Source organism: Mesorhizobium comanense (assembly GCF_005503535.1).
GTDB classification, from domain to species: Bacteria; Pseudomonadota; Alphaproteobacteria; order Rhizobiales; family Rhizobiaceae; genus Mesorhizobium; species Mesorhizobium comanense.
In genome coordinates, this window is record NZ_SCNN01000019.1 from 97,550 (window position 1) to 119,364 (window position 21,815).

31 protein-coding genes, 1 tRNA gene and 1 riboswitch are annotated in these 21,815 nt (G+C 63.9%); of the genes, 17 read left to right on the forward strand and 15 right to left on the reverse strand.

What is annotated here, in order from left to right:
• Positions 1 to 96 precede the first annotated feature (96 nt).
• Positions 97 to 1,482: a protoporphyrinogen/coproporphyrinogen oxidase gene (locus tag FFS37_RS26610; RefSeq protein ID WP_137933937.1), complete on the forward strand. Its 1,386-nt coding sequence runs from the start codon at positions 97 to 99 to the stop codon at positions 1,480 to 1,482.
• A 117-nt stretch (positions 1,483 to 1,599) separates the two neighbouring features.
• A complete protein-coding gene (locus FFS37_RS26615; protein ID WP_137933938.1) occupies positions 1,600 to 1,830 on the forward strand; it encodes a hypothetical protein in 231 nt (76 codons plus the stop codon).
• A gap of 38 nt (positions 1,831 to 1,868) precedes the next feature.
• Here FFS37_RS26615 and FFS37_RS26620 read toward each other — a convergent pair whose 3' ends face one another.
• Together FFS37_RS26620 and FFS37_RS26625 are read right to left on the reverse strand one after the other, a co-directional pair.
• Entirely contained in the window at positions 1,869 to 2,873 is a 1,005-nt protein-coding gene (locus FFS37_RS26620) for an aldo/keto reductase (RefSeq protein WP_137933939.1), read from the reverse strand.
• A 132-nt stretch (positions 2,874 to 3,005) separates the two neighbouring features.
• Positions 3,006 to 3,293 (reverse strand): hypothetical protein, encoded by a 288-nt coding sequence (locus FFS37_RS26625; protein ID WP_137933940.1) that lies wholly within the window; start codon positions 3,291 to 3,293, stop codon positions 3,006 to 3,008.
• 263 nt (positions 3,294 to 3,556) lie between these two features.
• Here FFS37_RS26625 and FFS37_RS26630 point away from each other — a divergent pair, with 263 nt between their 5' ends.
• Together FFS37_RS26630 and FFS37_RS26635 are read left to right on the forward strand one after the other, a co-directional pair.
• Positions 3,557 to 3,784 carry a hypothetical protein gene (locus FFS37_RS26630; RefSeq protein WP_137933941.1) on the forward strand — a complete coding sequence of 76 codons (228 nt, stop codon included), beginning with the start codon at positions 3,557 to 3,559 and terminating at the stop codon, positions 3,782 to 3,784.
• A 70-nt stretch (positions 3,785 to 3,854) separates the two neighbouring features.
• Positions 3,855 to 4,913: a PAS domain S-box protein gene (locus FFS37_RS26635; RefSeq protein ID WP_137933942.1), complete on the forward strand. Its 1,059-nt coding sequence runs from the start codon at positions 3,855 to 3,857 to the stop codon at positions 4,911 to 4,913.
• Positions 4,914 to 5,085: 172 nt separating this feature from the next.
• Here the strand turns inward: FFS37_RS26635 and FFS37_RS26640 are convergent, their stop codons facing one another.
• The 3 genes from FFS37_RS26640 to FFS37_RS26650 form a co-directional block, all read right to left on the reverse strand.
• On the reverse strand, positions 5,086 to 5,292 hold the full coding sequence (locus FFS37_RS26640; protein ID WP_137933943.1) for a hypothetical protein: 207 nt from the start codon (positions 5,290 to 5,292) through the stop codon (positions 5,086 to 5,088).
• A gap of 105 nt (positions 5,293 to 5,397) precedes the next feature.
• Positions 5,398 to 5,471 (reverse strand) — tRNA-Gln (locus FFS37_RS26645).
• 65 nt (positions 5,472 to 5,536) lie between these two features.
• Positions 5,537 to 5,839, reverse strand: a complete 303-nt coding sequence (locus tag FFS37_RS26650; protein WP_137933944.1) for a hypothetical protein — start codon at positions 5,837 to 5,839, stop codon at positions 5,537 to 5,539.
• A 501-nt stretch (positions 5,840 to 6,340) separates the two neighbouring features.
• Between FFS37_RS26650 and FFS37_RS26655 the strand changes: the two genes are divergently transcribed.
• Positions 6,341 to 6,874, forward strand: a complete 534-nt coding sequence (locus FFS37_RS26655; RefSeq protein WP_137933945.1) for a hypothetical protein — start codon at positions 6,341 to 6,343, stop codon at positions 6,872 to 6,874.
• Between the two features lie 24 nt (positions 6,875 to 6,898).
• Here FFS37_RS26655 and FFS37_RS26660 read toward each other — a convergent pair whose 3' ends face one another.
• The gene (locus tag FFS37_RS26660) at positions 6,899 to 7,381 is read right to left on the reverse strand and encodes a pyridoxamine 5'-phosphate oxidase family protein (protein ID WP_137933946.1); all 483 of its coding nucleotides are present in this window, start codon (positions 7,379 to 7,381) and stop codon (positions 6,899 to 6,901) included.
• A 235-nt stretch (positions 7,382 to 7,616) separates the two neighbouring features.
• On the opposite strand from FFS37_RS26660, the gene FFS37_RS26665 reads away from it, so the two are divergent.
• From FFS37_RS26665 to FFS37_RS36500, 3 genes are all read left to right on the forward strand, one after another.
• Positions 7,617 to 8,144, forward strand: a complete 528-nt coding sequence (locus FFS37_RS26665) for an MgtC/SapB family protein (RefSeq protein WP_137933947.1) — start codon at positions 7,617 to 7,619, stop codon at positions 8,142 to 8,144.
• Between the two features lie 117 nt (positions 8,145 to 8,261).
• Positions 8,262 to 8,555, forward strand: coding sequence for a hypothetical protein (locus FFS37_RS26670; RefSeq protein ID WP_137933948.1), 294 nt, complete (start codon positions 8,262 to 8,264; stop codon positions 8,553 to 8,555).
• A 91-nt stretch (positions 8,556 to 8,646) separates the two neighbouring features.
• The gene (locus FFS37_RS36500) at positions 8,647 to 8,781 is read left to right on the forward strand and encodes a hypothetical protein (protein ID WP_269750924.1); all 135 of its coding nucleotides are present in this window, start codon (positions 8,647 to 8,649) and stop codon (positions 8,779 to 8,781) included.
• A gap of 110 nt (positions 8,782 to 8,891) precedes the next feature.
• Here the strand turns inward: FFS37_RS36500 and FFS37_RS26675 are convergent, their stop codons facing one another.
• The 5 genes from FFS37_RS26675 to FFS37_RS26695 all read right to left on the reverse strand — a co-directional run bounded on the left by FFS37_RS26675 (position 8,892) and on the right by FFS37_RS26695 (position 11,006).
• Positions 8,892 to 9,137 (reverse strand): DUF982 domain-containing protein, encoded by a 246-nt coding sequence (locus FFS37_RS26675; RefSeq protein WP_137933949.1) that lies wholly within the window; start codon positions 9,135 to 9,137, stop codon positions 8,892 to 8,894.
• A 5-nt stretch (positions 9,138 to 9,142) separates the two neighbouring features.
• Positions 9,143 to 9,385 (reverse strand): DUF982 domain-containing protein, encoded by a 243-nt coding sequence (locus tag FFS37_RS26680; protein ID WP_137933950.1) that lies wholly within the window; start codon positions 9,383 to 9,385, stop codon positions 9,143 to 9,145.
• Positions 9,386 to 9,491: 106 nt separating this feature from the next.
• Complete coding sequence (locus FFS37_RS26685) at positions 9,492 to 9,914, reverse strand: GFA family protein (protein ID WP_137933951.1); 423 nt, start codon at positions 9,912 to 9,914, stop codon at positions 9,492 to 9,494.
• 213 nt (positions 9,915 to 10,127) lie between these two features.
• A complete protein-coding gene (locus tag FFS37_RS26690; RefSeq protein WP_137933952.1) occupies positions 10,128 to 10,307 on the reverse strand; it encodes a DUF3606 domain-containing protein in 180 nt (59 codons plus the stop codon).
• Positions 10,308 to 10,814: 507 nt separating this feature from the next.
• Positions 10,815 to 11,006 (reverse strand): hypothetical protein, encoded by a 192-nt coding sequence (locus FFS37_RS26695; protein ID WP_137933953.1) that lies wholly within the window; start codon positions 11,004 to 11,006, stop codon positions 10,815 to 10,817.
• 129 nt (positions 11,007 to 11,135) lie between these two features.
• Here FFS37_RS26695 and FFS37_RS26700 point away from each other — a divergent pair, with 129 nt between their 5' ends.
• Positions 11,136 to 11,564 (forward strand): DoxX family protein, encoded by a 429-nt coding sequence (locus FFS37_RS26700; RefSeq protein ID WP_137933954.1) that lies wholly within the window; start codon positions 11,136 to 11,138, stop codon positions 11,562 to 11,564.
• A 27-nt stretch (positions 11,565 to 11,591) separates the two neighbouring features.
• Here FFS37_RS26700 and FFS37_RS26705 read toward each other — a convergent pair whose 3' ends face one another.
• Together FFS37_RS26705 and FFS37_RS26710 are read right to left on the reverse strand one after the other, a co-directional pair.
• Positions 11,592 to 11,897 carry a hypothetical protein gene (locus FFS37_RS26705; RefSeq protein WP_137933955.1) on the reverse strand — a complete coding sequence of 102 codons (306 nt, stop codon included), beginning with the start codon at positions 11,895 to 11,897 and terminating at the stop codon, positions 11,592 to 11,594.
• Positions 11,898 to 11,998: 101 nt separating this feature from the next.
• The gene (locus tag FFS37_RS26710) at positions 11,999 to 12,268 is read right to left on the reverse strand and encodes a hypothetical protein (protein ID WP_137933956.1); all 270 of its coding nucleotides are present in this window, start codon (positions 12,266 to 12,268) and stop codon (positions 11,999 to 12,001) included.
• Positions 12,269 to 12,483: 215 nt separating this feature from the next.
• Positions 12,484 to 12,546, forward strand: a riboswitch (Fluoride riboswitch).
• A gap of 73 nt (positions 12,547 to 12,619) precedes the next feature.
• Between FFS37_RS26710 and crcB the strand changes: the two genes are divergently transcribed.
• The 4 genes from crcB (at position 12,620) to FFS37_RS26735 (ending at position 14,790) form a co-directional block, all read left to right on the forward strand.
• The gene (gene crcB / locus FFS37_RS26715) at positions 12,620 to 13,051 is read left to right on the forward strand and encodes a fluoride efflux transporter CrcB (RefSeq protein WP_137933957.1); all 432 of its coding nucleotides are present in this window, start codon (positions 12,620 to 12,622) and stop codon (positions 13,049 to 13,051) included.
• 333 nt (positions 13,052 to 13,384) lie between these two features.
• Positions 13,385 to 13,753 carry a hypothetical protein gene (locus tag FFS37_RS26725; RefSeq protein ID WP_137933958.1) on the forward strand — a complete coding sequence of 123 codons (369 nt, stop codon included), beginning with the start codon at positions 13,385 to 13,387 and terminating at the stop codon, positions 13,751 to 13,753.
• Entirely contained in the window at positions 13,746 to 14,156 is a 411-nt protein-coding gene (locus FFS37_RS26730; protein WP_232375778.1) for a hypothetical protein, read from the forward strand. The genes FFS37_RS26725 and FFS37_RS26730 overlap by 8 nt, the downstream gene beginning before the upstream one ends.
• Positions 14,134 to 14,790: a terminase large subunit domain-containing protein gene (locus tag FFS37_RS26735; protein WP_232375781.1), complete on the forward strand. Its 657-nt coding sequence runs from the start codon at positions 14,134 to 14,136 to the stop codon at positions 14,788 to 14,790. Before FFS37_RS26730 ends, FFS37_RS26735 begins: the two co-directional genes overlap by 23 nt.
• Before the next feature lie 55 nt (positions 14,791 to 14,845).
• On the opposite strand, the gene FFS37_RS26740 is transcribed toward FFS37_RS26735, so the two are convergent.
• Positions 14,846 to 15,679: a HEAT repeat domain-containing protein gene (locus tag FFS37_RS26740; RefSeq protein ID WP_137933960.1), complete on the reverse strand. Its 834-nt coding sequence runs from the start codon at positions 15,677 to 15,679 to the stop codon at positions 14,846 to 14,848.
• 138 nt (positions 15,680 to 15,817) lie between these two features.
• Positions 15,818 to 16,267 (reverse strand): MarR family winged helix-turn-helix transcriptional regulator, encoded by a 450-nt coding sequence (locus FFS37_RS26745; protein ID WP_137933961.1) that lies wholly within the window; start codon positions 16,265 to 16,267, stop codon positions 15,818 to 15,820.
• Positions 16,268 to 16,332: 65 nt separating this feature from the next.
• Between FFS37_RS26745 and FFS37_RS26750 the strand changes: the two genes are divergently transcribed.
• From FFS37_RS26750 to FFS37_RS26765, 4 genes are all read left to right on the forward strand, one after another.
• Complete coding sequence (locus FFS37_RS26750) at positions 16,333 to 17,496, forward strand: FAD-dependent oxidoreductase (RefSeq protein ID WP_137933962.1); 1,164 nt, start codon at positions 16,333 to 16,335, stop codon at positions 17,494 to 17,496.
• 256 nt (positions 17,497 to 17,752) lie between these two features.
• Positions 17,753 to 18,511: a phage terminase large subunit family protein gene (locus FFS37_RS26755; protein WP_137933963.1), complete on the forward strand. Its 759-nt coding sequence runs from the start codon at positions 17,753 to 17,755 to the stop codon at positions 18,509 to 18,511.
• A 371-nt stretch (positions 18,512 to 18,882) separates the two neighbouring features.
• Complete coding sequence (locus FFS37_RS26760; protein WP_137933964.1) at positions 18,883 to 20,991, forward strand: hypothetical protein; 2,109 nt, start codon at positions 18,883 to 18,885, stop codon at positions 20,989 to 20,991.
• Positions 20,988 to 21,416, forward strand: coding sequence for a hypothetical protein (locus tag FFS37_RS26765; protein WP_137933965.1), 429 nt, complete (start codon positions 20,988 to 20,990; stop codon positions 21,414 to 21,416). The genes FFS37_RS26760 and FFS37_RS26765 overlap by 4 nt, the downstream gene beginning before the upstream one ends.
• Positions 21,417 to 21,815 lie beyond the last annotated feature (399 nt).

The following is a 21,815-nucleotide window of genomic DNA, read 5'->3' on the forward strand; positions in this document are numbered from 1 at the left end:
CGGCAAAAGCTCGGATTTTAGCAAATCGGTTTCAGCGGCCGTAAATCTTGCCGCCTAGTCCTCGGCGAGAGTTCATCTGCCGGGGGGACGCTCACGATGAAACCGATTGCTGTGCTTGGCGCCGGCATTGCCGGCCTGACCGCCGCGCTGGACCTGAACAGGCGCGGCCTGCCAGTGATCGTCTTCGAGACCGGCAAGTCGATCGGCGGCATGGCCTCGTCCTTCAAGGACGCCGAGGGCTTTTCCTATGATTTCGGGGCGCATTTCGTCTCCAACCGGCTGGCCGACGAACTCGGCGCCGGCGGCGTCTGCCGCACCGTCAAGCACTATGGCGAGGCGGTGCATCTGCGCGGCAAATCCTACTCCTATCCGTTCGGGCTGATGCTGTCGCCCCGCTTCGCAGCGCCGGCGATCGCCGAACGCTACCGCGAACGGCAGGTCTTCTCCGCCGCCGACTGGTTCCGCAAGAAGTATGGCGAGACGCTGGCCGAGGAGGTCGCCATCCCGCTGGCGGAAGCGTGGTCGGGGGCGGCGGCCGACGAACTGTCGCCGGCGATCGGCCAGAAATTCGGGCCGCGCATCCTGAAGTCGCTCTATCTCAACGCGGCGGCCATCGTCACAAGGCGCGCGGTCTGCAACGGCTATTCGCACGAAATGCCCGAGAGCGCCGACGTCTACCACGTCTATCCAGAAGGCGGCATGTCGAAGCTGCTCGAACCCATGGCCAACGAGGTCAGGCACCTGATCCGTCTGGAGTCGCCGGTCGAGAAAATCCTGGTCGAAGGCGACCGGGTCAAGGCGGTCCGGGTCAATGGCGAGGTTACGGAAGTTTCCGCCGTGGTCAGCACGGCGCCGGTCCATGTGCTGCCCCGGCTGGTCAGCGGCAGCGCCGCGCTGGAGCCGATGGCGGCCTTCCGCTACCGGCCGATGATCTTCGTCAATCTGCGCTTTACCGGCCGTGGCCTGTTGCCCGACACGATGCTGTGGGTACCGGACCGTTCGCTGCCTTTCTTCAGGCTGACCGAGACGCCGATCTCGATGCCTTGGCTGGCGCCGGAAGGCAAGACGCTGATCACCTTCGACATTGGCTGCGAGGTCGGCGACGGCAACTGGACGATGCCGGACGACAAGCTTGCCGAAGCCTGTCTCGACGGCATCTGCGCGCTCTATCCGCAAATGCGCCGCCACTTCATCAGCGCCGGCGGCGTCATCCGCACGCCGATCTCCTATCCGGTCTATCTGCTGAAATATGAGGAGCAGCGCCAGCGTTTTGCCGCCGCGACCGGCATTGACGGCCTCTACAGCATCGGCCGCAACGGCGAATTCGCCCACAGCCTGATGGAGGATGTCTACTGGCGCACGCTGCGGCGCATGGGCGATGTCGCCGACTATGTCGGCAAGATGCCTGGAGAGTTGCCCTTCGCGGCCGAGATCCAGCGGATGATGAGCCCGTCCGAGGAAGAGCATTTCCGCGCCGCGTGAGGCGGTCCTTCTTTCCCAAGGGGTGGCGACCCATCCCTTGCCATGGCGCTCCGTCCGGTATTGCGGCGCGGCGAATCTGTGCTAAGCCGCCGCACGACCAATCTGAGGACGAAAAAAGTGAGCGAACCGACCGTGGCCGAGGCGACCGACAACATCTATGCGTCGCTGCGCGCCGACAATGCCGACCTCGACGCGCATATCGCGGCGCTCAAGGCGGCGCTGACGCGGGAGGGCGTCAAGCAGGCGGTGTTCGATCCCGCCAAGCTGGCGCAGAACAACCGCCAGGGCCGCAAGTTGATGCAGGCCTATTTCCGCCAGCGTGGCGTGAGCGTTGCGTTTTCAGCCTAGAGCCATTCAGCGCTTCACGGTCGGGTTGAATTGACCCCCTACCGATCCACCATGGCCATGCCGCGCTCGCCATAGCGCGGCCCGGCAATCTTCTCCGGCGCCAGCGCTTCATCCAGCGCGGCCATTTCCGCGGCGTCGAGTTTCAGTGACGCGGCGGCGATGTTTTCTTCCAGATATTTTCGGCGCTTGGTGCCGGGGATCGGCACGATGTCGATGCCGGAACCGTTGCCCTTTTCCAGGAGCCAGGCCAGCGCCACCTGTCCCGGCTTGACGCCGCGCGCCGTGGCGACGTCGCGCACCGTGCCGGCCGCCTCGACATTGGCATCGTAGTTCGCGCCCTGGTAGCGCGGGTCGTTGCGGCGGTAGTCGCCTTGCGGATAGTCCTCGGCGCGCTTGACGTCGCCGGTCAGGAAGCCTCGGCCGAGCGGCGAGAACGGCACCAGGCCGATGCCGAGTTCACCCAGCAGGGGAATGATCTCCGGCTCCAGATTGCGCTCCCACAGCGAATATTCGCTCTGCACCGCCGAGACCGGGAAGACGGCATGCGCCCGGCGGATGTTGGCCGCACCCGCCTCCGAGAGGCCGAAGAAGCGCACCTTGCCCTCGGCGACGAGTTTCCCGACGGCACCCGCGACATCTTCCATCGGCACCTTAGAGTCGACACGGTGCTGATAGAGCAGGTCGATATGGTCGGTGGCGAGCCGGCCGAGCGAGGCTTCCACCACCGCCCTGATATGTTCGGGCCGGCTGTCGACGCCGTCGAGCTGCTTGCCGTTTTCGATGCGGAAGCCGAATTTGGTGGCGATGGTCACCTCCTCGCGCCGGCCTTTCAGCGCGCGGCCGAGCAGCGCCTCGTTGGTGTGCGGGCCGTAGACTTCGGCGGTGTCGAGGAAGGTGCAGCCGAGTTCGATGGCGCGGTGCAGCGTGGCGATCGATTCGGCCTCGTTCGCCGGCCCATAGGACTGGCTCATACCCATACAGCCGAGGCCGATGGCCGAGACCCGCAGCCCCTGGCTGCCGAGCTTGCGTGTCTTGAGGGTCATTGCGGCGCTCTCCGGTTGGGACTCTGGAGAAGTATATAGGCGCCCGCTCAATTCCCACAGCCTCCGGCGCCGTCCCGGCCGGCAATGCGTCCTGCCGCAGGACGTTTTTCCGCCGCGGCTGTGCAACGGTACCTAGTGGAGCGGGGCCGGCTGCGGAAGCTCGGGGAGGGCGATCGAGGTGCCCACGACGAGGGCGGCGCCCGGCAAGGCCAGGCTATCGAACTCGATGGCCGCGCCAACAAGCTGGGCTGCCTGCATGACCAGGGATTCGACGTCCTCCAGCGCGATGTTTTCCTCGATGTTGGCCCGCCTGACTTCTTCGGCAACAGCGCTGATCTGGACGATGCCATTGATTTGAAAGGATTTCAGCGTCAACGCGGCGACGTCGTTGTGCAACTTGATGGAGCAGTCACGTCTCATGGCGACCTCCCGAAGGTTATTTTTCTTTGTCGCCACAATGCACCAGGGATCCGTGAATGGCAAGGTTGATCTTGAAAAAATAATGTAAAATCAATTAGTTAGTATAGTGACGCTAATATGCCTCCAGCGTTTCATCCACCTTGTTTGCCTGATGCCTCTTTTGCCCACGAACAGGTCTTGACGCGTTGGGGGTATATTCCTAATTGATAGGGTAGTTAGACAAATACTAACTTGATGTCGCGGCATCGTGTGGAGACGGCCCGATGGCTGAGCTTGAGCGTCCGGAAAGATTGCAGATCATGCTGTCGGCCGAGGAACTGACGGCGCTGGAGAACTGGCGCTACGACAAGCGCATGCCAAGCCGATCCGCGGCCGTCCGCGAGCTGCTGCGGCGTGGCCTTCTGGCCGATGGATTTCTTTCCGCGGAGCAGGGGATCAAGTCGCAGGATTTCGGCGTGCTGTCGCCCGACAAGGCGCCCGGCAAGGATTGACTTTACGCGGGCCGGCTGATGGCCGGGCGGCCGCATTGCCTTGGCCGGGTTTCGCTCTAATTAGGGCAGGATGACGGTGGCAGGGGAAGACCAGAGACTGGACGCGTCCGCCGATGCGCGGCTGGCGGCAATTGTCGATTCTTCCTTCGATGCCATCATCAGCAAGGATTTGAACAGTGTCATCCGCAGCTGGAACCTGGCGGCCGAGCGCATGTTCGGCTACAGCGCCGAGGAAGCCGTGGGGCAGTCCATCCTCATGCTCATCCCCGATCCCCTCAAGGGCGAGGAGGCCGAGATCATCGGCCGGGTCCGCAATGGCGAGCGGGTGGCGAGCTATGAGACGACGCGGATGCGCAAGGATGGCACGCTGATCGCGGTTTCGCTGACGATATCACCGATCAAGAACGCCGATGGCAAGATCGTCGGCGCCTCCAAGATAGCCCGAGACATTTCCGCGGCCAAGGAGAGCGAGCGCCGCATCAAGCTGCTGATGCGCGAGGTCAACCATCGCGTCAAGAACCAGTTCGCGGTCATCCTGTCGATGGTGCGGGAGACGAGCAAGCGTTCGAGCGATCCGCGCGAGTTCGAGGAACTGATCCGCGCCCGCATCATGGCGCTGTCGCGCTCGCACGACCTGCTGGTCACCTCGGAATGGGCGGGCGCGAGCCTGTTCGACCTCATCCAGGAGCATCTGAAGCCGTTCGGCCGCGAGGAGCAGATCCTGCTGTCGGGACCCGTCCTGACATTGCAGTCGAACGCGGTGCAGAATCTGGGCATGGCTTTCCACGAACTCGGCACCAACGCGTCCAAATATGGCGCGCTGCGCGGCGATGGCGGCCGGGTTGAGATCAACTGGACGATCGGCACCGACGCGAGCGGTGGGCGTGAATTCCAGCTTGTCTGGGAAGAAAAATCCGCTCCCTATGCCGACGACCGCCGAGACGAGACCACGCGAAAAGGGTTCGGCACGGTCGTGCTGCAGCGCGTGGCGCCCCAGTCGCTCGGCGGTTCCGCCACGCTGGAACGGTCGGCCGGTCATCTCAGCTGGCGCCTGGTCGCGCCGCTGGCATCAATCAGCGTGCCGCAAAGCGGCGCCGAGGTGGAGGACGCGGTGGGGTTCGGACTCTGAGGGGAAGCGCCGCGCGCTTCTCCCGGAAAACCGCGTTCCCTGCTGCTAGCGCGTTTCACCGTTTCACGAAAACGGCGAAACGCTCTATCTCTTTGTTTTTACGCAATTCCCAAGGGCAAAGCGCTGTGCGCTTTGCCCAGGAAAAACCGCTCACACTTTTCCTGGAATTGCTCTAGAGGATGTTCGTCGTCACCTCGACGATGATCGCGGCTCCTTCCGGCGATCCATCGGGGACATGCACGACACGCGAAACCCGCAAGTCCTGCGCGCTGCCGTCGACCGCGAGCGAGACGCTTTCGCCTATCCGGGGCACCGCCTGGAAAACGGCATTGGTGGCGTCCGGCCGGTTGTCGATGGATACGCGGCAGTTGACGGTCATCGGATTTCTCCCTGTTGGCTGCTATGCCCCGCCCGTCAACGCTGGGTCGGCGAAATGGTTTCAGGAAGACCGGCGGCGAAAGCCCGACATGGCTTGCCGGAAGCCTGGTTCCCGCTCATGGGCTCGAACCACGATTCACGCCTTCAAAGGGCGCTGTCCTACCATTAGACGAAGCGGGAATGGCAGGATGCTTATGGCGTCGGCGCGCCCGACCGTCAATTCGCCCGACCGTCAATTCGGGAGACTAGTCCATCCCCGAGAAGGCGCCGACCGGCTCCTGGCAGCGATAGACCGGACACTTCCCGTCGCGTGAGGGGATATAGGCCGACATCGGCACCTCCGGCCAGTCGCACTCATTGCCGAACTGCCTGACATAGCGGTCATAGGTGTTCGGGCCGGTGGTCAGCACCACGGCACGATGGCTCTGGATCGTCGCCTGGACCTGGGCGCAGCTCATGGCGCGGCTGTCGGGGCGGGCCTCGGCCACGCTGGTTGCCGCAAGCACGGCACCGATTGCTGTCAGCAAGGTTATACGACAAATGGACATGGCGCTTTCCGGTCTCCAGCCCCTGTTCAGGGGGCGATTACGAGCATCGCACAACTTCCCATATAATACGCGTCCTGTCCCGGTGGTTCCGTCACAGTCTCGTCATTGCGCGGCGGGTGGCCGCCGGCTGGCGCAACCAAATCGCGCGTCGCGCATTGCTGGGCATGGACGACAGGAAACCCTACGAAACTCCGCAATGGTGGCCTGGAAACGAGGGCCGCGAAGCGATGTGCTGTTCGTTCTGCGGCGGCCGCGACCACCGTTTCGAGGACTGCCCGCGGCGGGACGTTCTGGCCGATCGGGCGCCCTTGGGGCAACGCAATGACCCCGAGTTCCAGCCGGACTGAGCGGCTCCTGGCGCGGTCGTCGGTTCCGGCGCAATGACGTTAGGAAAATCTACACCATGTCGGTTCAAAACAAGGCGGTTCGGGGCATGATGCCTTGGCTCGGGTTCCCGGTTCGCCGTTCGATGTGGAACGCGGCCGGCCAGCGAGGCCAGGCATGCCCATAGCGCCAGTCAACAGTTCGGCCCTGCTTATCCTGCAGCAGCCTCGCAGCCCAGGCGGAACGGCGGACGATGGTTCCACTGGCATCCTTGGCGTTTCGGGTTTTGCCGGCGCCTCGGCCGGTTCACCCTTCACGCAGGCGCGAGCAAAGATTTCCGACGCCATGTTCAGCGTCAACAATGTCGACGCGACGGAAATGAAGGTCAAGCTGATCGAGCGCCTGGGCGAGCAGTTCGGCATCAAGCGAAGCGACTACAAATCAATGACGCAGTATGGCGCCGACATCAAACGGGCCGTGGATGCGCTGAAGGCCAAGCCCGACTCGGCACTGGCCATTGCCCGGATCGAAAAGGAACTCGGGCTGGACAAACTGGGTGTCACGCTCGACGATCTCGTCAACGCCGCCGTCGACCCCGATGGCAAGGGCAGCGAAAAGCTCGATGCAGCGCTGAAGAAGCAGGCTGGCGACGCCAACAAGGGCACGGCCGGCCCCCTGCATCAGGACGAGATCGGGATCTACAGCCGCTGATCCGATTGTCAGCGCGCGATCCAGTCACATGCTGACCTTGCCGCTGTCGCCGATCGCCGGTCGGGTGTCGCTCACCGCCGCGGCCAGCATCTTGACATAGCTGACCACGGTGCCGGGGCTGTTCCAGTACTGGGCGTCCTTCGGCGTGATCTTCAGCACGCGGATCGAGGGGTCGTCGGCGCTCTTCCACCAGGCTTTCGCTGGCGTCGACCACAACTGCCTGATCTTGGCCCGGTCATTGGAAACCTCGGCATGGCCGCTGACCGACACGTATTTCTGGTCGCCGGCATCGGCAAAGGCGAGGCACACGTTAGGGTCCGCCTCGATGTCCTCGTCCTTGTGGCTGCCTGCATCCGTCAGGAAATACACGGTGTTTTCCGCGCGCACCGCATGCGCGGCCATCGGGCGCGAGCGAATATCGCGGCTTTCGCGCGTCGCGAGCATGCAGAAGCCGATCTTTTCCATCAGCGTCCAGACTTGGTCGAGATCATTTTCGCGGTCGTTCATGGCCAGCTTCCTCGTTGGTCGATCAAGGAGGCAACTTCGGTACCGGCGCATGGTTCCAGCTTCGGTTCGCGAGGGTCGGTCGTCCAGGGAAGGCCGGCTTCGGAGACTGGTCCGGCCCTCGGTCAATCCTGCGATCCAACCGCTGCAGTCCGGTGCGGGCCGCTGTTCGACAGCCGTCGGGGAACCAGAAATGGCCGATTGCGTTTGCAGCATTCACGTCCACCCGGGGAACATCATGGAACAGCTCGTCGAGGAATTCGGCCATCCCACCTACACGTCGTTTCCGGTCATCGCGGCGCGGCTTTTGCTGGCGACGCTCTATGGAGCGGTCATCGGCTTCGAGCGGGAGTGGCGCAACCGGCCGGCCGGATTGCGCACCCATATCCTGATCTGTGTGGCGGCTGCCACCTTCGGCATCCTGACGATCGAGATCATCCACGCGCCGATGTTCGCGCAATCGTCGGTCAAGGTCGATCCGATCCGCGTGGTGGAGGCGGTGACGGCGGGTGTGGCCTTCCTTGCCGCCGGCTCGATCCTGTTTTCCCGCGGAGAGGTCCACGGGCTGACGACCGGCGCCGGCATGTGGCTGGCCGGTGCGATCGGTGTCGCCTGCGGCCTGGGGTTGTGGCAGGTGGCCGGGTTCGCCACGCTGATCGTGCTGGCCGTGGCCGGGTTGCTGCATCGCTTCCAACTTCCGGCTAACCTGGCCGGGGAGGGCAGGAAGGGTTCAAGCCCGGCATCCCCCAAAAGGCCGCGGAAATAGATAGATCACGGCTTTCCAGACCTGCACAGCTCGGCCGACAACCTTTTCGCTCCGCTGGCGTTGTCCCTGCGGAGGGAATTTGCCGCCACGGCGGCTGCGTAACAAAAGGAGGCCGGGATGAAACCTCTCGCCATTGCATCATACGCCTTGATCCTGTCGCTGACAGGGCCGGCGTTGGCCCAGACGGGTCAGCAGCAGGCCGAGCCCACCGACAAATGCCGGGTTGAGACAGAGCAGAGCGGCAAACAGCAGCCCGGTAACGGTAATCTGAGCGAAAAGCTCAATTATTGCGGCGGTGTGTTGAAGCCGCCGGCCACCGGCGACCAGGGCATGGCGGCGCCCGCGCCGGACGAAGGCAAGACGCCGGTGATCAAGCCGGGGCAGGTGCCGGCCCAGCCACCCAAACAATAGGCGGGGTCAGCGATACATTAGCTGGGTCCCATGGAACCCGGCATTGCGGGAAACGTTTTCTTTACGAATTGAATTCGAAAGGACGGGACCCGTGAGAGACATCGCCAGCACCGCCACATTTCTTGCTTCGATCGCGATCGTGATCGCCCTGATGCTGATGGCGCCGAAGAGCTTCGGGTTCGAAGCCTCGCACCCCATCGTGGATGGTGACCTGCCCGCCAAGTAGTGGGAGCAAACAATCGCAATCAGGTCCGACAAACGAAAGCCAGGCGATGATGTCGCCTGGCTTTTTGTTTGCGCGTTAGGAGCCTAGACCCGGCGGAGAAGCTGCCGGCTTCAGCGGACCAGGACGCCGGCGTGATCGCACAGCGCCGTGAATGCCTCCTGGGCGTGGGCGGCTGCCTGCCTGTCTTCCAGCGCGGCCTCGATCTTTTCGCGGGCCGCCTGGTAGAAAGGCCCGCGCTTTGCATGCGGCCAGTCGATGAGGATCTGGCTGGCGTCCTCGAGGGTCGCCACGTCACGGATGGTGTCCGAACCATGTGGCCTGATCCGTATCGGTGCCGACAGCATCGAATGGGTCATGAGTTTTACCCCTGTTGAAGGATCCGTGCCTGGCGGGCGGCGTCGATCATCGCCCGCATCGCCTTTTCCGGCGGTGTCCAGCCGTCGAGGGCGTCGCGGCAGCTGCGCAAGGCCGCCCGGTACTCCCGGCCCTGGCCGGCCGGCCAGTCGCCGAGGCATTCCAGTCCTTCCCAGGCGCTGCGCACGATGCGCTCGCGCTCCGGCGCGAATTTCAGCCGGATCGGTCGGGGAAACATCTTGTCGTTCAACGGTCGTCTCCATGATGGGGGCGCCGGTTAACGTCGCTGGCGGGGGAGGGTTCCAACCCGCGAAGGATCACTTTTCAGTCGCCGGAAGCCTGGCCCGGCAAAGGCCTCATCCGGCTCTGGGCGTGGCCGGACCGGAGGCCTCTCCAGCCGGCCGGTCCCGTTCGAACTGTTCGGTGTCCGGCAAGGCATGCAGCCAGGGTTCGCGCCGGACGATCCACAATTCATAGTCCGGCACGAGGTCGGTCGGTGCCACATCGAGGCTGCCGAGCATCACCTCGGCCTCCTTGCCGTCGAGCCAGGCGACGCGGCTACCGCAGGTCGGGCAGAAGCTGCGCGTGCCGTAGCTGGCGACCTCGCCCGAACTCTCGAAGGCCTCGCGCGGCCACATGGCAAAGGCCGAATAGACCGAGCCGCCGGCCTTGCGGCAATCCTTGCAGTGGCAAAGGCCGACCCGCGACGGCTGGCCGGTGACGACGAAATGCACGCCGCCGCACAGGCAACTGCCGGTCCTGCGGATGGTGTCGGACATGGTTCGGCCCTCCATTGTCGCCAGTCTGGCCTCAGCCACCTCAGTGGTCAGTCTGGCATGCCGTGGGCCGGGCGGGACAGATGCTCGTCTGCCATTTCGTTGGCCAGGATGAGAAACCGGGAAAAAGACATCCTGTTCACCGTACCGCCGGGCCCGGTTGACGCGGCCCACAGCATTCGTCGCCGCCTTGGAGGCGAATGGCCGGCGGCCGCCTCACGTGCGGGCGGCCATGTGGTTGTCGAGCTTCTTGCGCGAGGGGCCGTAGCGTTTGATGATGGTCTGCGCCTCGCTTTGCGGAATGCCGTATTTGCGGGCGAAGGCGGCGACTTCGTAAGTCTCCTCGCTCGAAACAAGCTTCCGGTCCTGTCTGGTCTTCGATTTGTCGTCGGGCATGACGGGCCTCGCTTTCAGCGGCAGGCTGGCGCAACCGCTGTGGTTGCGCGCACGACGCCGCGATCAGCCATAACAGCGATCGGCGCTGCCGGTTCCATCAATGCGCTGACGGCGCGTCAAAACGGGCAGTCAGACCTGTGGATGGAGCGGCTGGGCCTGGCTGCCGGCGGGGTCGCCGCATTCCGCGCAAGGGGCGCTGGCGCCCGGACAGCCGCGCTGATGCGTGCCGGCCGGACAGCACTGGCCGTTGGAGCTTGTCCAGCGCGGGCATTGGAAAACCTGCCCGGTTCCGCCGCAACCCTCGCATTCCAGCACCGGTGACCGGACCAGATAGGACTTCGTCCCCAATCTGACGCTTGCGCCCAATTTCTTACCCACCCAGATCGCACACCGAACATAGCGGTGTATTAGCCCCAGCTAACAATAGCACGATCAGGGTTACGGACAAGTTTCGCGATCATTAAAGATTCGTAAAGGTGGCCGGATGCGAGGGCGCCGCGGCCCGCATCAGGCCGGCTTCAGCCGTTTGGCCGAGAGATACATGAGGGCCGTCGCTGCCTGCGCGCGGTCCCAGCCCGCGGCCTCGACCTTGTCGAGCAGCGCGTCGATATGGGGCGTGAGCATGTCCCTGCAGTCCTGTTCATAGGCGGCGCCGGTCACCGGATGCTGCGGCGCGCCGATGGTCAAGGTCTTGGCCATGCCTGATTCCCCCCTGGAACGGTGCGGCACTATACCATCAGCCGGCAAACGGTGAAAAAACTTCAGCCGGCATGTCGGATGCGTGTCCGACGGCACGTCCTTGGGGCACATGAAGCTGGAGAACACCCCATGTCGTCGCAAATCGCTCAATCGCCCTGGCAGACCGCGGCTCTTCTCGTCGCCCGCCTGATCTTCGCCGCCGTCTTCCTGATGGCGGTCACCTTCAAGTTCATGGGCATGGAGGCCACCGCGGGCTTTATCGCCGCCGCCGGCTTTCCGTTTCCGCTGTTCCTTGCCTGGTGTGCGGCGATCCTGGAGGTCGCGCTGGTGCTGTGCTTCCTCAGCGGCGCCTTCTTCTCGCAGGCCGCCCTTGTCGCCGGCGCCTATGTGCTGTTCCTGGCCTTTGCCTTCCATGGCCCCAGCCACTGGGCTGGCAACCAGGCCGAGTTCGGCTTCTTCGTCGACCATTTCTCGTTCCTGGCCGGTCTGCTGTTCGCCGCGGTCCACGGGCCGGGCAGGGCGCTGGCGCTGAATTTGGGCTGGCCAGGCAGGGCGTAAGGCAGGGCCGACCTCACATCTGATGCCCTACAGCTGGTCGTTGTAGGGCTCTTTCATCTGGCCGACCATGCGGGCGAGCTTCGAGAAGGAGGGCATGTCAGCCTCCGGCTGGCACTGGTTGGCGAGTTCCAGCAGGCGGATGGGGAAATTGACGGCGTCGCGGCTCGAGGCCGACATGCCGCCGGATCGCTCCTCGCCGGTTTCCGAGGCCTCGGCTTTGCGCAGGGCGATGTCGATTTCCTCCGCCGTCAGCACGCCCTTGCGCACCAGGACATGGTTGATCGAGGCGACGGCCATCAGCAGGCCTTCGAGTTGCAGGTTGGCGACGTTCATGGTGGTTGCTCCCTCATTGATCGCAAGGGGAAACGCGTCAGCGCCGTTTCCGATCCGAAGGCGGGGAAGCGGCCATGCCAAGCCGGACGGAGAGGGCGGCGCTATTCCCGCGTCAGGCGCTCGCCATATTCGCGCCATACCGCCTTGACCTCCAGGCAGCCGAGGCGCGGGATCGACGGATCGCCGCAGGTGACCGTCGCGCCGCTGATGTCGTAGTTGGGGTAGGCATTGGCGAGAAAGTGCACCGCTTCCCCGAGCGAGTTGACCCGGATCACCGGGTCGGCCTGGCCCTGGCCGGTGCTGCGCACACCGGAGACCGTGGCTGGAGCATGCCGCATCCGATAGACGGATGCCATGGCTGGTCTGTCCATCGTCCTCTCCCATAAAGGCCGTGACGGGAATCATTCCATGAGCTTGCCTGCATGATCCCACAGGGGCGGGCTCCTGAAAAGCCGGCTAGCGAATGCCGCTTTTCAAGGCGGACACGACCGTCCGATTGCCGGGTGAGGCGAGTTGCCGTCGTTTCACGATGACGCTGATTTGCGCCGCCGGTCGCCTTGCCGCAGGCCCGGACGTCTGGCATCCTACCCGTGATGGGAATGGAGTTCTCCCGAAACCGCCAGTGATGGCTGATGACTCCTGCCGCGAGAAAAACCGCGGTGGGAGTCTGTCGATCCCGCCGCCATGGCGGGCTTCGCGCTCGCCTCAAGAGAGGATCGAGCATGTCTTTTTCGAATTGTCTTATCATCATGGTCGGCGGCGCGCTCGGCACGCTGGCGCGCTACCTCGTCTCCACATGGGCGCTGCCCATCAGCAGCCAGCTGCCGTGGGGCACGATCATCATCAACATCACAGGTTCGCTGCTGATCGGCTTTTTCGGCACGCTGACGCTGGCCGGCGGGCGCTATCCGGCTTCCGAAAGCCTGCGCCTGTTCGTGATGATCGGGCTGTGCGGCGGCTATACGACCTTTTCGTCCTTCAGCCTGCAGACGCTCGACCTCCTTCGCGCCGGCGGGTTCGGCCGCGCGGCGCTGAACATCGGCCTGTCGGTGGTGCTGTGCGTGGGGGCGGTGGCGCTCGGCCATGTCATCGCCGCGCGCATCAATGGCGGCGCGGAGCAGGTCGCCCAGATTGCCATCGAGGAGGAGGCCTGACGATATAGGAATTTGTTCCTTTTTGAGTTGACCGGGTGAAGGCAGCCATGCTACCATCTCGTCCATGGTGCTGATTTGCGCCAACGACCCGCCGCCGAGGCGGGTTTTGTTTTTTGGCCGCTGTCGTCTGTTGTGTTTGTGCTCTACAGCGACCCCCTCTGTCCTGCCGGACATCTCCCCCACAGGTGGGGAGATTGGCTGTCATCCCGGCTTTCGCCAATCTCCGACGCTGCAGGAAAGGCGTTGCCGCCAAAGCTGCCGATCTCCCTCCTTGTGGGGGAGAGGGCCGGCAGGCCGGAGGGGGCCACAGAACGCGACCTTTGCGAGGATCCAATGACCCAACGCTACGCCACCATCATCACCGACGACGACGGCCGCGAGATCGTCAGCGCCATCGGCGAATTCGAAGGTGCCGCGCCGCAAGAGCGTCTGGGCAGCGTCGAGCCGGTCGCGCCGGGCGTGCGGATCGGCATGGCGCGCGATGGAGCCGGCAACTTCGCCTTTCCAGAGGCCGCGACCGGCGGACAGATGGTGAACCTCGCCATTGCGCGGCTCAGGGCCTTGCGGCCGGCCGCAACGGCAAAGCCGAAAGCCGCCAAGCGGCGCAAGAAGCCCGCCAGGTCGAAAAAGCCGCCCAAGCGGGCCGGATCGCCGAAGGCGGCCGGTGGCGAGGGCGATAGCGTGGCGCATGCCCGTGACTGACGAAACCGTCGCGGAGCCGTTGCGCCGCAGGGCGAAACCGCCAAAAGCCAAAGCCGTCATGGACGACCCGCCGCCCCGCAAGCCGCGCGCACGGACGAAGAAAACGCTGGGCGACGATTTTCTCGCCGCCGTTCGCGCCGATTTCCGCGCCCATGGCGCCGGCGTCATCGCCGAGGTTCGGGCCGACAAGCCGGACCAGTATCTGAAGATCGTGCTGTCCGTGCTGCCCAAGGACATCGATGCCGCCATCAACCAACTGGACATACTGAGCGATGAGGAGATCCGCAGCCGAATCCGCGCCCTCGAAGCCGTCCTCAGGCCGTTCCTCGAAGAGCCCGCCGGTCAACGCGAAGAAGGAGTATCTGGCGCTGCTGGCGGAGCTGGATCGCCGGCATCGCCATAACCAGCTGGCGGCATATAAGCCCTATGAACGCCAGGCCGAATTTCACGCGGCCGGCGCGGTCAACCGCGAGCGCCTGTTCATGGCCGGCAACCAGCTCGGCAAGACACGGGCCGGCGGCGCCGAATGGGCCATGCACCTGACGGGCCGTTATCCCCAGTGGTGGCAAGGCAAGGTGTTCGACACCGCGGTACGGTTGTGGGCCGCCGGGGTGACCGGCGAGGGCACGCGCGACAACCCGCAGCGCGTGCTGGTCGGCCCGCCGCAGCAGCAGTCGGCCTGGGGCACCGGCATGATCCCGGGCGACGCCATCGTCGACACGATCATGGGGCGCGGCGCGCCCGGCGCGCTGGACAGCGTCGTGGTGCGCCATGGCGGCGGCGGCGATGTCCAGTCCGGCGAGAGCGTGCTGTCGTTCAAGAGTTTCGAAAAAGGTCGCGAGAAATGGCAGGGCGAGACGCTGCACGGCGTCTGGTTCGACGAAGAGCCGCCACTGGATATCTACTCCGAGGGCCTGACGCGCACCAATGCTACGGGCGGGATCACGATCGTGACCTTTACGCCGTTGCTTGGAATGAGCGATGTGGTGATGCTGTTTCTGAGCGCGGGCGAGGTCGAGAGGATGGGGAAGGGGTAGGGTCGTTCGCCAGGAATGACCGGCCCACCCGGATGGTCGAGATGGGCCGGCTGGGTCAGGCAAGCGTCCCGGCCTTTGCCGGCAAGGACGAGTGCCAGACGGCATTGCGCGATATGAGGTTGCGCTTCAGGCAGTTCGTTGCCAATTCGGCGATCTCCGCATCACTGGAGGCCTGCGCCCATTCGACGAAGGCGTCGACAACCATCAGTCTCGCGCGGCTGGCCAACCCTAGCCCGTAACGCCGTACCATAGGCTCGGCATGGTCCAGCATCGCTCGGATCATCCCGGACGTGTCTTCGTGCCACTCCTTGGTCAGATCGGCGATCGTCGAAAACGGCGTGTGCGGCCTGAGCGACGCGGCGTGCCGGCGCGCGAGCTTCAATTGCCAGTCCTTTGCAAAGCGCACGAACTGGATGGCGCCCATCCGCACGCCGTGATCTTCGTCATCGAGGGCAAACAGGGCCTCCGCCAGGTAACGGCCGTGATCACGCGTGCTGCATCGCAGAATGGACTCCACGGCATCGAAGCGCGTTTGTGGATTTTTGTGTCGCAACAGCGCCGCCAAATCGCCCACCATCGCGCTGATGTTCTGGTTTTGAAACGTAGCGAGAAACGCGCCCGTCGATTGCGTCCGGGGATCGGCGGATGTCAGCAGTTGACGAAGGGCTTCCAGTGGAACCGTCCTGCCGAGCTCGACGAGAAAGTCGTTGGCCAACGAGCCGTCATCATTACCGGATCGCGACAGCAGCCTCTGCAACATCTCCTGGCCAGTCATGCCGGTTTTTGGTTTGTGGAGCGGCACCAGAATCTTGCCGCCTTCGCTGAAGAAAATATGACCGGTTTCGCTGTCCTCCTCGGACAGGCGCATCGCCTTGAATAAATCTGTCATGGCAAAGGGTGGCTTTCCCACCCGCGTAGAGTAACGGCCGTGCGCAATGCGCGTGGGCCAACAAGCATCGGTTTGTTTGATGCGGGGCGTTACCTAGCGCAGGAGTGCGCGGATGAAAAGAGGGGAACTGCGCGACGCTCATTCCTCCCGCGCCACCATCCCATCGAGGTTCTCGTTCAGCCGCCTGAGCAGACCGACAAGCATCTGAACCTCGTCTTCGCTGAAGCCGGCGAGAGCATGCTGATTGCCTTCGTCCAGGGCAGCACGGGTCGCGGGCAGTTTTTCCAGCGCCGCTTCGGTAAGCGAGATCAGCTGAGCGCGACCGTCATCCGGATCGGGCGCACGGCGCACCAGCCCGTCGCGTTCCATGCGCGACAGCATCTGCGCCATGGAGGGCTGCTCGGTCTTGGCCTGGCGCGCGAGGTCCTTTTGCGACATCGCCCCGCCATGGCGCAGCAGATAGACCACCGGCAGCTGGCCGATGGAGAAACCGAACGGCTTGACGCGCCGCTCGCCGAGGCGGGCGAAGCTGCGCGAGGCCATGTTGATGAGGGGCGCGGGGTTCGAAAACAGATTCCAGTCGATCATGGGTTGCATAGGTACCTATGGATATTATATAGGCTCCTATATAAATCAATGCGAGACCTCTGTCCATGACCGAAAGAACCCCACGCATCGCCATCATCGGCGCCGGCCCGGCCGGGCTGACGCTGGCGCGCATCCTGCACATCAACGGCATCGCCGCCACCGTCTTCGAGCGCGAGGAGCATGCGCTTTCCCGCCCGCAGGGCGGCACGCTCGACCTGCATGCCGAATCCGGCCAGCTCGCCTTGCGGCGGGCCGGGCTGGAACGGGAATTCCTGCGCATCGCGCGCTATGAGGACCAGGGCAGCCGGCTCTACGACAAGGACGGCCAACTGATCATGGCCGATGACGACGACAGCGGCGACCGGCCGGAAGCCAACCGCTCGGCGCTGCGCGAAATCCTGCTGGCGTCGCTGCCGGATGGCACGGTGCAATGGGGCAGGGAGCTGCGCGAGGTTTATGCGCGCCCCGACGGCGCCTACGACCTGGCCTTCGGCGTCGACCTGCTCGGGCCGTTCGATCTGGTCGTTGGCGCCGACGGCGCCTGGTCGCGGGTGCGCCCGTTGGTCTCGCGCTACCGGCCGCAATATTCAGGCCTCACCTTCATCGAGTTCGGCATCGACGATGTCGACGCCCGCCACCCGGCGATTTCTGCGCTGGTCGGGCGCGGCAAGATCGGCGCCGAGGGCGATGGCAGAAGCATGATCGTGCAGCGCAACGCCAATGCGCATCTGCGCGGCTATGCGATCTTCCGCGTGCCGGCCGACTGGGCGGAGAGGACGTTCGATTTCTCAGCGCCGGCGGCGGCGCGGGCGCGGCTGATGGCCGAGTTTGACGGCTGGGCGCCGGCGCTTCTGGCGCTGATCGCGGCCAGCAATGACCATATCGTGGCGCGCGCCATCCATGCGCTGCCGGTCGGCCATCACTGGCAAAACCGCGTCGGCGTGACGCTGCTGGGCGATGCCGCCCATGTCATGTCGCCGTTCGGCGGCGAGGGCGTCAATGCCGCCATGCTCGACGCCGCCGAGCTTGCGCGCCATCTGGTCGAGGCCAGCGACTGGAAAGAGGCCGTGAAGCTCTACGAACAGGAGATGTTCGACCGCGTGGTGGAACCCGCCACGCACGCCGCGGAAGCGGCCGCGACCGAGCTGTCGCATATTGGGCCCGAACTGACGCTGGAGCATGTGCGCCGGCATGCCGAAATGCGGGCCGAGATGGCGGCGGCCGGGTGAGGCGGCTGCAAGACCGGCGCTCTCCCTTCTCCCCTTGTGGGAGAAGGTGGCCTCGCGAAGCGAGGTCGGATGAGGGGTGCTCCAGTTTGGCGGCAACGCCTCACTCCGCTGGAACACCCCTCAACCGTCTCGGCGCAGCGCGCCGATCCACCTTCTCCCACAAGGGGAGAAGGGGGAGCTGCCGCATGCCCGCCTGAAAATCTTGTCTTAACAAGCGGGTGCGATCGACACCTCGCAATCTGATTCAGGCCCCGCCATGTCTCGCCACGTCACTTTCATGACCATCGACGATGCCGCGCATTATTCGCCCGCAGAACGCGCGGCGATTGTGGCGGCCTATCCCGCGCATGAGCGCGAGGCCCGTGCCAAGGGCATTCCGGTGCTGGGCTCGGGCCGCATCTTTCCGGTGGCCGAGGAACTGATCGCCTGCGAGCCGTTCCGGCTGCCGCGCTACTGGCCGAGGCTCGGCGCGCTCGATTTCGGCTGGGACCATCCTTCCGCCGCGGTGGAGCTCGCCTGGGACACGGAAGCCGATGTCGTCTACGTCACAAAAGCCGTCAGGGCCTCGCAGCAGACGCCGGCGATGCAGGCGCTGACCCTGAAGCCCTGGGGCGACTGGCTGCCCTTCGCCTGGCCGCGCGACGGCCGCCGCGAAACACTGGAAGGCGCGGGCACCGCGCTGTCCCGGCAATATGCCGCCCATGGGCTCAACATGCTGCCGCGCCACGCGCAGTTTCCCGACGGCTCGGTCTCGGTCGAGGCCGGGCTGATGGAGATGCTCGACCGCATGCAATCCGGCCGCTTCAAGGTGTTTTCCATGCTTGGCGACTGGTTCGAGGAATACAGGTTGTTCCACCGAAAGGACGGCCAGGTGGTGAAGCTGCGCGACGATTTGATGGCCGCGACGCGCTATGGCGTGATGATGCTGCGCGAAGCGTTGGTCGATCCGGCGGAGTTCAAGGCCGGACCCCGGCGGCCGGCGGCGCAGAGCGACCCGCTGGCGGCGTTTCGATAAGGCCGGTCAAGAGGTCGGCGGCCGCCCTTCACTCACATTCGTCATCCCGGGGCTTGACCCGGAGATCCATGCCGCGACCTCGGCCGAGCACCGCGGCACATCAAGATTTCACGCCCTTACGATGCCCTTGAGCGCGGCATTGATCCCATAGCCGGCGTAGGTCGCTTCGCGCCTTGCTCCGTCAGGGAGCCCCGAACGGCTAGACGCCGGGCCACCTTGCGCCTCTAGCCCGCAGCTCCGGCGGGCGCGCCCGATCTCTCCAGACCCTTCGATCCAAACCCGCGACGCGGCAGCGCGCGTGCGATCCGGCCATGCCGCGATCGCCGCTGCCGCGCGCCCTTCGTCCAGAGCCAGCCGGCAGGAGACAGCCAATGGTCCACGTCATTCCTCTCTCCGTCGGCCAGCGGCGGCGCGATGCCGGCAATCCGGTGCCAGGTCCGGACTCGCCGCCGCCCGGCGAGGCGGTCCAGCCACTCGACGACGAGTGGCAGGCGCTTGCCGGGCATTATGAATTGCGCCAGGCGCAGCAGCAGGCCTTCGACACCGAGATCGCAGCGCGCCGGCTGAATGGCCAGCTCGCGCAGGCCGAGGCCGACGCCGTGGCCAACGCGGCGGCCGACGGCGCTGGCCTGCACGACGCCATGTACGGGCAGGTCGATCCACGCACCGGCCAGGTGGTGAAGACCGGCCTGTTCGACACGCTGTTCGACGATTTCGTCAAACAGGCGCCGGCCGAACTGCGCCCCGGCCTTGCCAGCCGCAAGCCCGCGCTGCGCGAAGCAGGCTCGATACGCATGGCGCAGCAGCAAAATCAGCGGCGCCGCGATTACGAGCAGGTCGAGGTCGGCAAGGTGCTGAAGACCGGCGCCATCGCCATCGGCGATGCCGATCCGCATGATCACGTGACCTTCGAAGCGGCCAGGCAGGAGGGCCTCGACCTCATCGACAGGATGGGGGTCGATCCCGGCATCCGGCAGCAGATGGCGAAGGAGTGGTTTGGCACCGCCGCCAAGGCGCGCTTCGAGGCGCTGATCGCCAGGGATCCGCAGCGGGCGCTCGATATGCTGGGTGCCGGACCGGCGGTCGGAGATCCCGGAACCGAGCCGCTTGCCGATTTATTGCCCGACGATGTTCGTCGGCTACTTGGCCAGGCGCGCGCCGCGGCCGCGGCCAGGCTGATCGAAGCGCGCGTCAATATCGATCTCGCGGATCAGAACGCTCCGGATGCCGTCGCCGACGCTGGAAATTATTCCGGCACAATGCCGAGCCCTGCCGACTTCACTGCCGTATATGGCGCTGAGGAGGGCGGCAAGCGCTACCAGGAATTCAGCCGGAAGATCGATGTAGGTCGTCAAGCTTTCGCGATGCGTACCATGCCGAACCAGGCAATCCACGCTTCGCTACGCGATGCCGAGCCTGGACCGGGGAGTTCCGATGAAGATCTGGCGCGGTATCAGCTCGTGGCGGTGGCTGCGCTGAGGGCTCTTAGTCTGAGGCGGGCAGACCCAGGGGGCTACGTTCGTGCGGTTTTTCCCGAGATCGATGTCGCTTGGAGCGAGGTCGACAAGTTGGGGGTCAACGATCGGGAGGCATACAGCCGGGCGATCGCCCTTTCGGTTGCGGCGCAACGGCAATTGGGTATCCAAAATCCCCAACCTCTACCGAAGGCCGTGGTCCGAAGCATAGCCGAGCGTTTTGGCGAGAAAAATATACCGCGGGCTGACAGGAACACTGTCCCAGTTGACCTTTCGGCAGGGCCGACCTCCAGCGATAGGGGGGAGGACGATCTATATCCACAGCCAAGCCAAGCCGAACCTTATCGGCCAGTAGAAATTGATCCAATCACCACTGCGGCGACAGGGGACCGATCGCCTGCATCGACGGCTCCTGCCGAGCCCAAGTCCGCGTTTCGACAGACCGCGGAGGACTTTGGCGACTATCTCAGTGAGGGCTTCGAAGCTCTGGGCCGAGCCCCGCACGATATAGGATTGGCTCTCCGAGAGCTGCGAGATTCCCCTGGGTACTTTCTGGAGCAACTGCCGGTCACTCCTGGCTCGAGGGCGATTGGCGGAGGTGCCGACCAACTTCGGTGGTTAGGAGCTGCCTTTTTTAAGGGTGGGCGAATTGCCGATGAATTAATAGAACCAACGCTAAAGGCTTTCTCTAGAAATTATAAGAAAACTTTCTTTGACAATTATCCGGAATTGGTTGGATTAGTATTTATTCATCACCGAATTGAGCAACAAGTTCTCAGAAAATACATTGGAGTTATTAGTGAAGAGATGATGCACTCTCTTGAAAATCTAAGAGGGATACCAAGGGAGTTGAATTCCGTCCTCCATCTAAGTACGATCCGACGCGAGTGGAATGCGTTCTATCGGCAAAACCCGACGGCTACGCTGCAGAAGTTGTTGGAAAAAGCTGAAGAAATAGACCGAAAATATGGCCATCTTTTTAATCCTCCGATAGGTAAAAAATGAAATTTTTCTATTTGGAACCAGAAGTTTCAGGCAGCATCGGCGACAATAGCGTTATGGATTCAAATGTTCATCCCCCTCTGGTAACGCGCCTAAATTATGAGTTCGATGGTTGGATGGGGGATGTGATGGTGGAGTCATTCCCATGTTACCTGGTCACGGAGGAAGCTAAGGGAAAAATTCTGAATGAGGGTTTTTCGGGAGTGGCGTTCGACAAAGTCGAGGTGACCACATCCGAATTGTTCGACGAGATGCAGCCGGATCAGAAACTTCCCCCATTCGCATGGCTTAGGGTGAATGGAAGGGCGGGGCAAGACGACTTTGGAATAGCCAACGACTACAGGCTTGTTGTATCGGACCGTGTGCTGAATGCTCTTAAGCCATTGGGCATCTCCAATGCCCTGATCGAACCTTTTGAAACGTCGTAACAGGCTTTCACATCAAGACCGGGCTTATAGAGAGCAAACGCTCTTGTTTTAGTTTGAAGGCTCGGTCACAGCGCTGTCCCTGCAACGCGGGCCATGGGCTCAATATGCTGCCGCGCCACACGCATTGATGTCGCGCGAGGTGACGATCGATCCGGCGGAGTTCGCAAGTGTTCGCGACTGAAGCAGAGCGACCCGCTGGCGGCGTTTCGGTAAGGCCGGTCAAGAGGTCGGCGGCCGCCCTTCACTCACATTCGTCATCCCTGGGCTTGACCCGGGGATCCATGCCGCGACGTCGGCCGAGGACCGCGGCACATCAAGATTTCACGCAGTTGCAGCGCCTGGTCGCGGCATTGATCCGTTGATCGGCGTAGCTCGCTTCGCACCTTGCTCCGCCAGGGA

What these genes read in the sequence shown, in the direction of transcription:
- FFS37_RS26610 (WP_137933937.1), top strand. Translation starts at nt 97, where the DNA reads ATGAAACCGATTGCTGTGCTTGGCGCCGGCATTGCCGGCCTGACCGCC.
- FFS37_RS26620 (WP_137933939.1), bottom strand. Translation starts at nt 2,873, where the DNA reads ATGACCCTCAAGACACGCAAGCTCGGCAGCCAGGGGCTGCGGGTCTCG.
- FFS37_RS26625 (WP_137933940.1), bottom strand. Translation starts at nt 3,293, where the DNA reads ATGAGACGTGACTGCTCCATCAAGTTGCACAACGACGTCGCCGCGTTG.
- FFS37_RS26630 (WP_137933941.1), top strand. Translation starts at nt 3,557, where the DNA reads ATGGCTGAGCTTGAGCGTCCGGAAAGATTGCAGATCATGCTGTCGGCC.
- FFS37_RS26635 (WP_137933942.1), top strand. Translation starts at nt 3,855, where the DNA reads ATGACGGTGGCAGGGGAAGACCAGAGACTGGACGCGTCCGCCGATGCG.
- FFS37_RS26640 (WP_137933943.1), bottom strand. Translation starts at nt 5,292, where the DNA reads ATGACCGTCAACTGCCGCGTATCCATCGACAACCGGCCGGACGCCACC.
- FFS37_RS26650 (WP_137933944.1), bottom strand. Translation starts at nt 5,839, where the DNA reads ATGTCCATTTGTCGTATAACCTTGCTGACAGCAATCGGTGCCGTGCTT.
- FFS37_RS26655 (WP_137933945.1), top strand. Translation starts at nt 6,341, where the DNA reads ATGCCCATAGCGCCAGTCAACAGTTCGGCCCTGCTTATCCTGCAGCAG.
- FFS37_RS26660 (WP_137933946.1), bottom strand. Translation starts at nt 7,381, where the DNA reads ATGAACGACCGCGAAAATGATCTCGACCAAGTCTGGACGCTGATGGAA.
- FFS37_RS26665 (WP_137933947.1), top strand. Translation starts at nt 7,617, where the DNA reads ATGGAACAGCTCGTCGAGGAATTCGGCCATCCCACCTACACGTCGTTT.
- FFS37_RS26670 (WP_137933948.1), top strand. Translation starts at nt 8,262, where the DNA reads ATGAAACCTCTCGCCATTGCATCATACGCCTTGATCCTGTCGCTGACA.
- FFS37_RS26675 (WP_137933949.1), bottom strand. Translation starts at nt 9,137, where the DNA reads ATGACCCATTCGATGCTGTCGGCACCGATACGGATCAGGCCACATGGT.
- FFS37_RS26685 (WP_137933951.1), bottom strand. Translation starts at nt 9,914, where the DNA reads ATGTCCGACACCATCCGCAGGACCGGCAGTTGCCTGTGCGGCGGCGTG.
- FFS37_RS26690 (WP_137933952.1), bottom strand. Translation starts at nt 10,307, where the DNA reads ATGCCCGACGACAAATCGAAGACCAGACAGGACCGGAAGCTTGTTTCG.
- FFS37_RS26695 (WP_137933953.1), bottom strand. Translation starts at nt 11,006, where the DNA reads ATGGCCAAGACCTTGACCATCGGCGCGCCGCAGCATCCGGTGACCGGC.
- FFS37_RS26700 (WP_137933954.1), top strand. Translation starts at nt 11,136, where the DNA reads ATGTCGTCGCAAATCGCTCAATCGCCCTGGCAGACCGCGGCTCTTCTC.
- FFS37_RS26705 (WP_137933955.1), bottom strand. Translation starts at nt 11,897, where the DNA reads ATGAACGTCGCCAACCTGCAACTCGAAGGCCTGCTGATGGCCGTCGCC.
- FFS37_RS26710 (WP_137933956.1), bottom strand. Translation starts at nt 12,268, where the DNA reads ATGGACAGACCAGCCATGGCATCCGTCTATCGGATGCGGCATGCTCCA.
- crcB (WP_137933957.1), top strand. Translation starts at nt 12,620, where the DNA reads ATGTCTTTTTCGAATTGTCTTATCATCATGGTCGGCGGCGCGCTCGGC.
- FFS37_RS26725 (WP_137933958.1), top strand. Translation starts at nt 13,385, where the DNA reads ATGACCCAACGCTACGCCACCATCATCACCGACGACGACGGCCGCGAG.
- FFS37_RS26740 (WP_137933960.1), bottom strand. Translation starts at nt 15,679, where the DNA reads ATGACAGATTTATTCAAGGCGATGCGCCTGTCCGAGGAGGACAGCGAA.
- FFS37_RS26745 (WP_137933961.1), bottom strand. Translation starts at nt 16,267, where the DNA reads ATGATCGACTGGAATCTGTTTTCGAACCCCGCGCCCCTCATCAACATG.
- FFS37_RS26750 (WP_137933962.1), top strand. Translation starts at nt 16,333, where the DNA reads ATGACCGAAAGAACCCCACGCATCGCCATCATCGGCGCCGGCCCGGCC.
- FFS37_RS26755 (WP_137933963.1), top strand. Translation starts at nt 17,753, where the DNA reads ATGTCTCGCCACGTCACTTTCATGACCATCGACGATGCCGCGCATTAT.
- FFS37_RS26760 (WP_137933964.1), top strand. Translation starts at nt 18,883, where the DNA reads ATGGTCCACGTCATTCCTCTCTCCGTCGGCCAGCGGCGGCGCGATGCC.
- FFS37_RS26765 (WP_137933965.1), top strand. Translation starts at nt 20,988, where the DNA reads ATGAAATTTTTCTATTTGGAACCAGAAGTTTCAGGCAGCATCGGCGAC.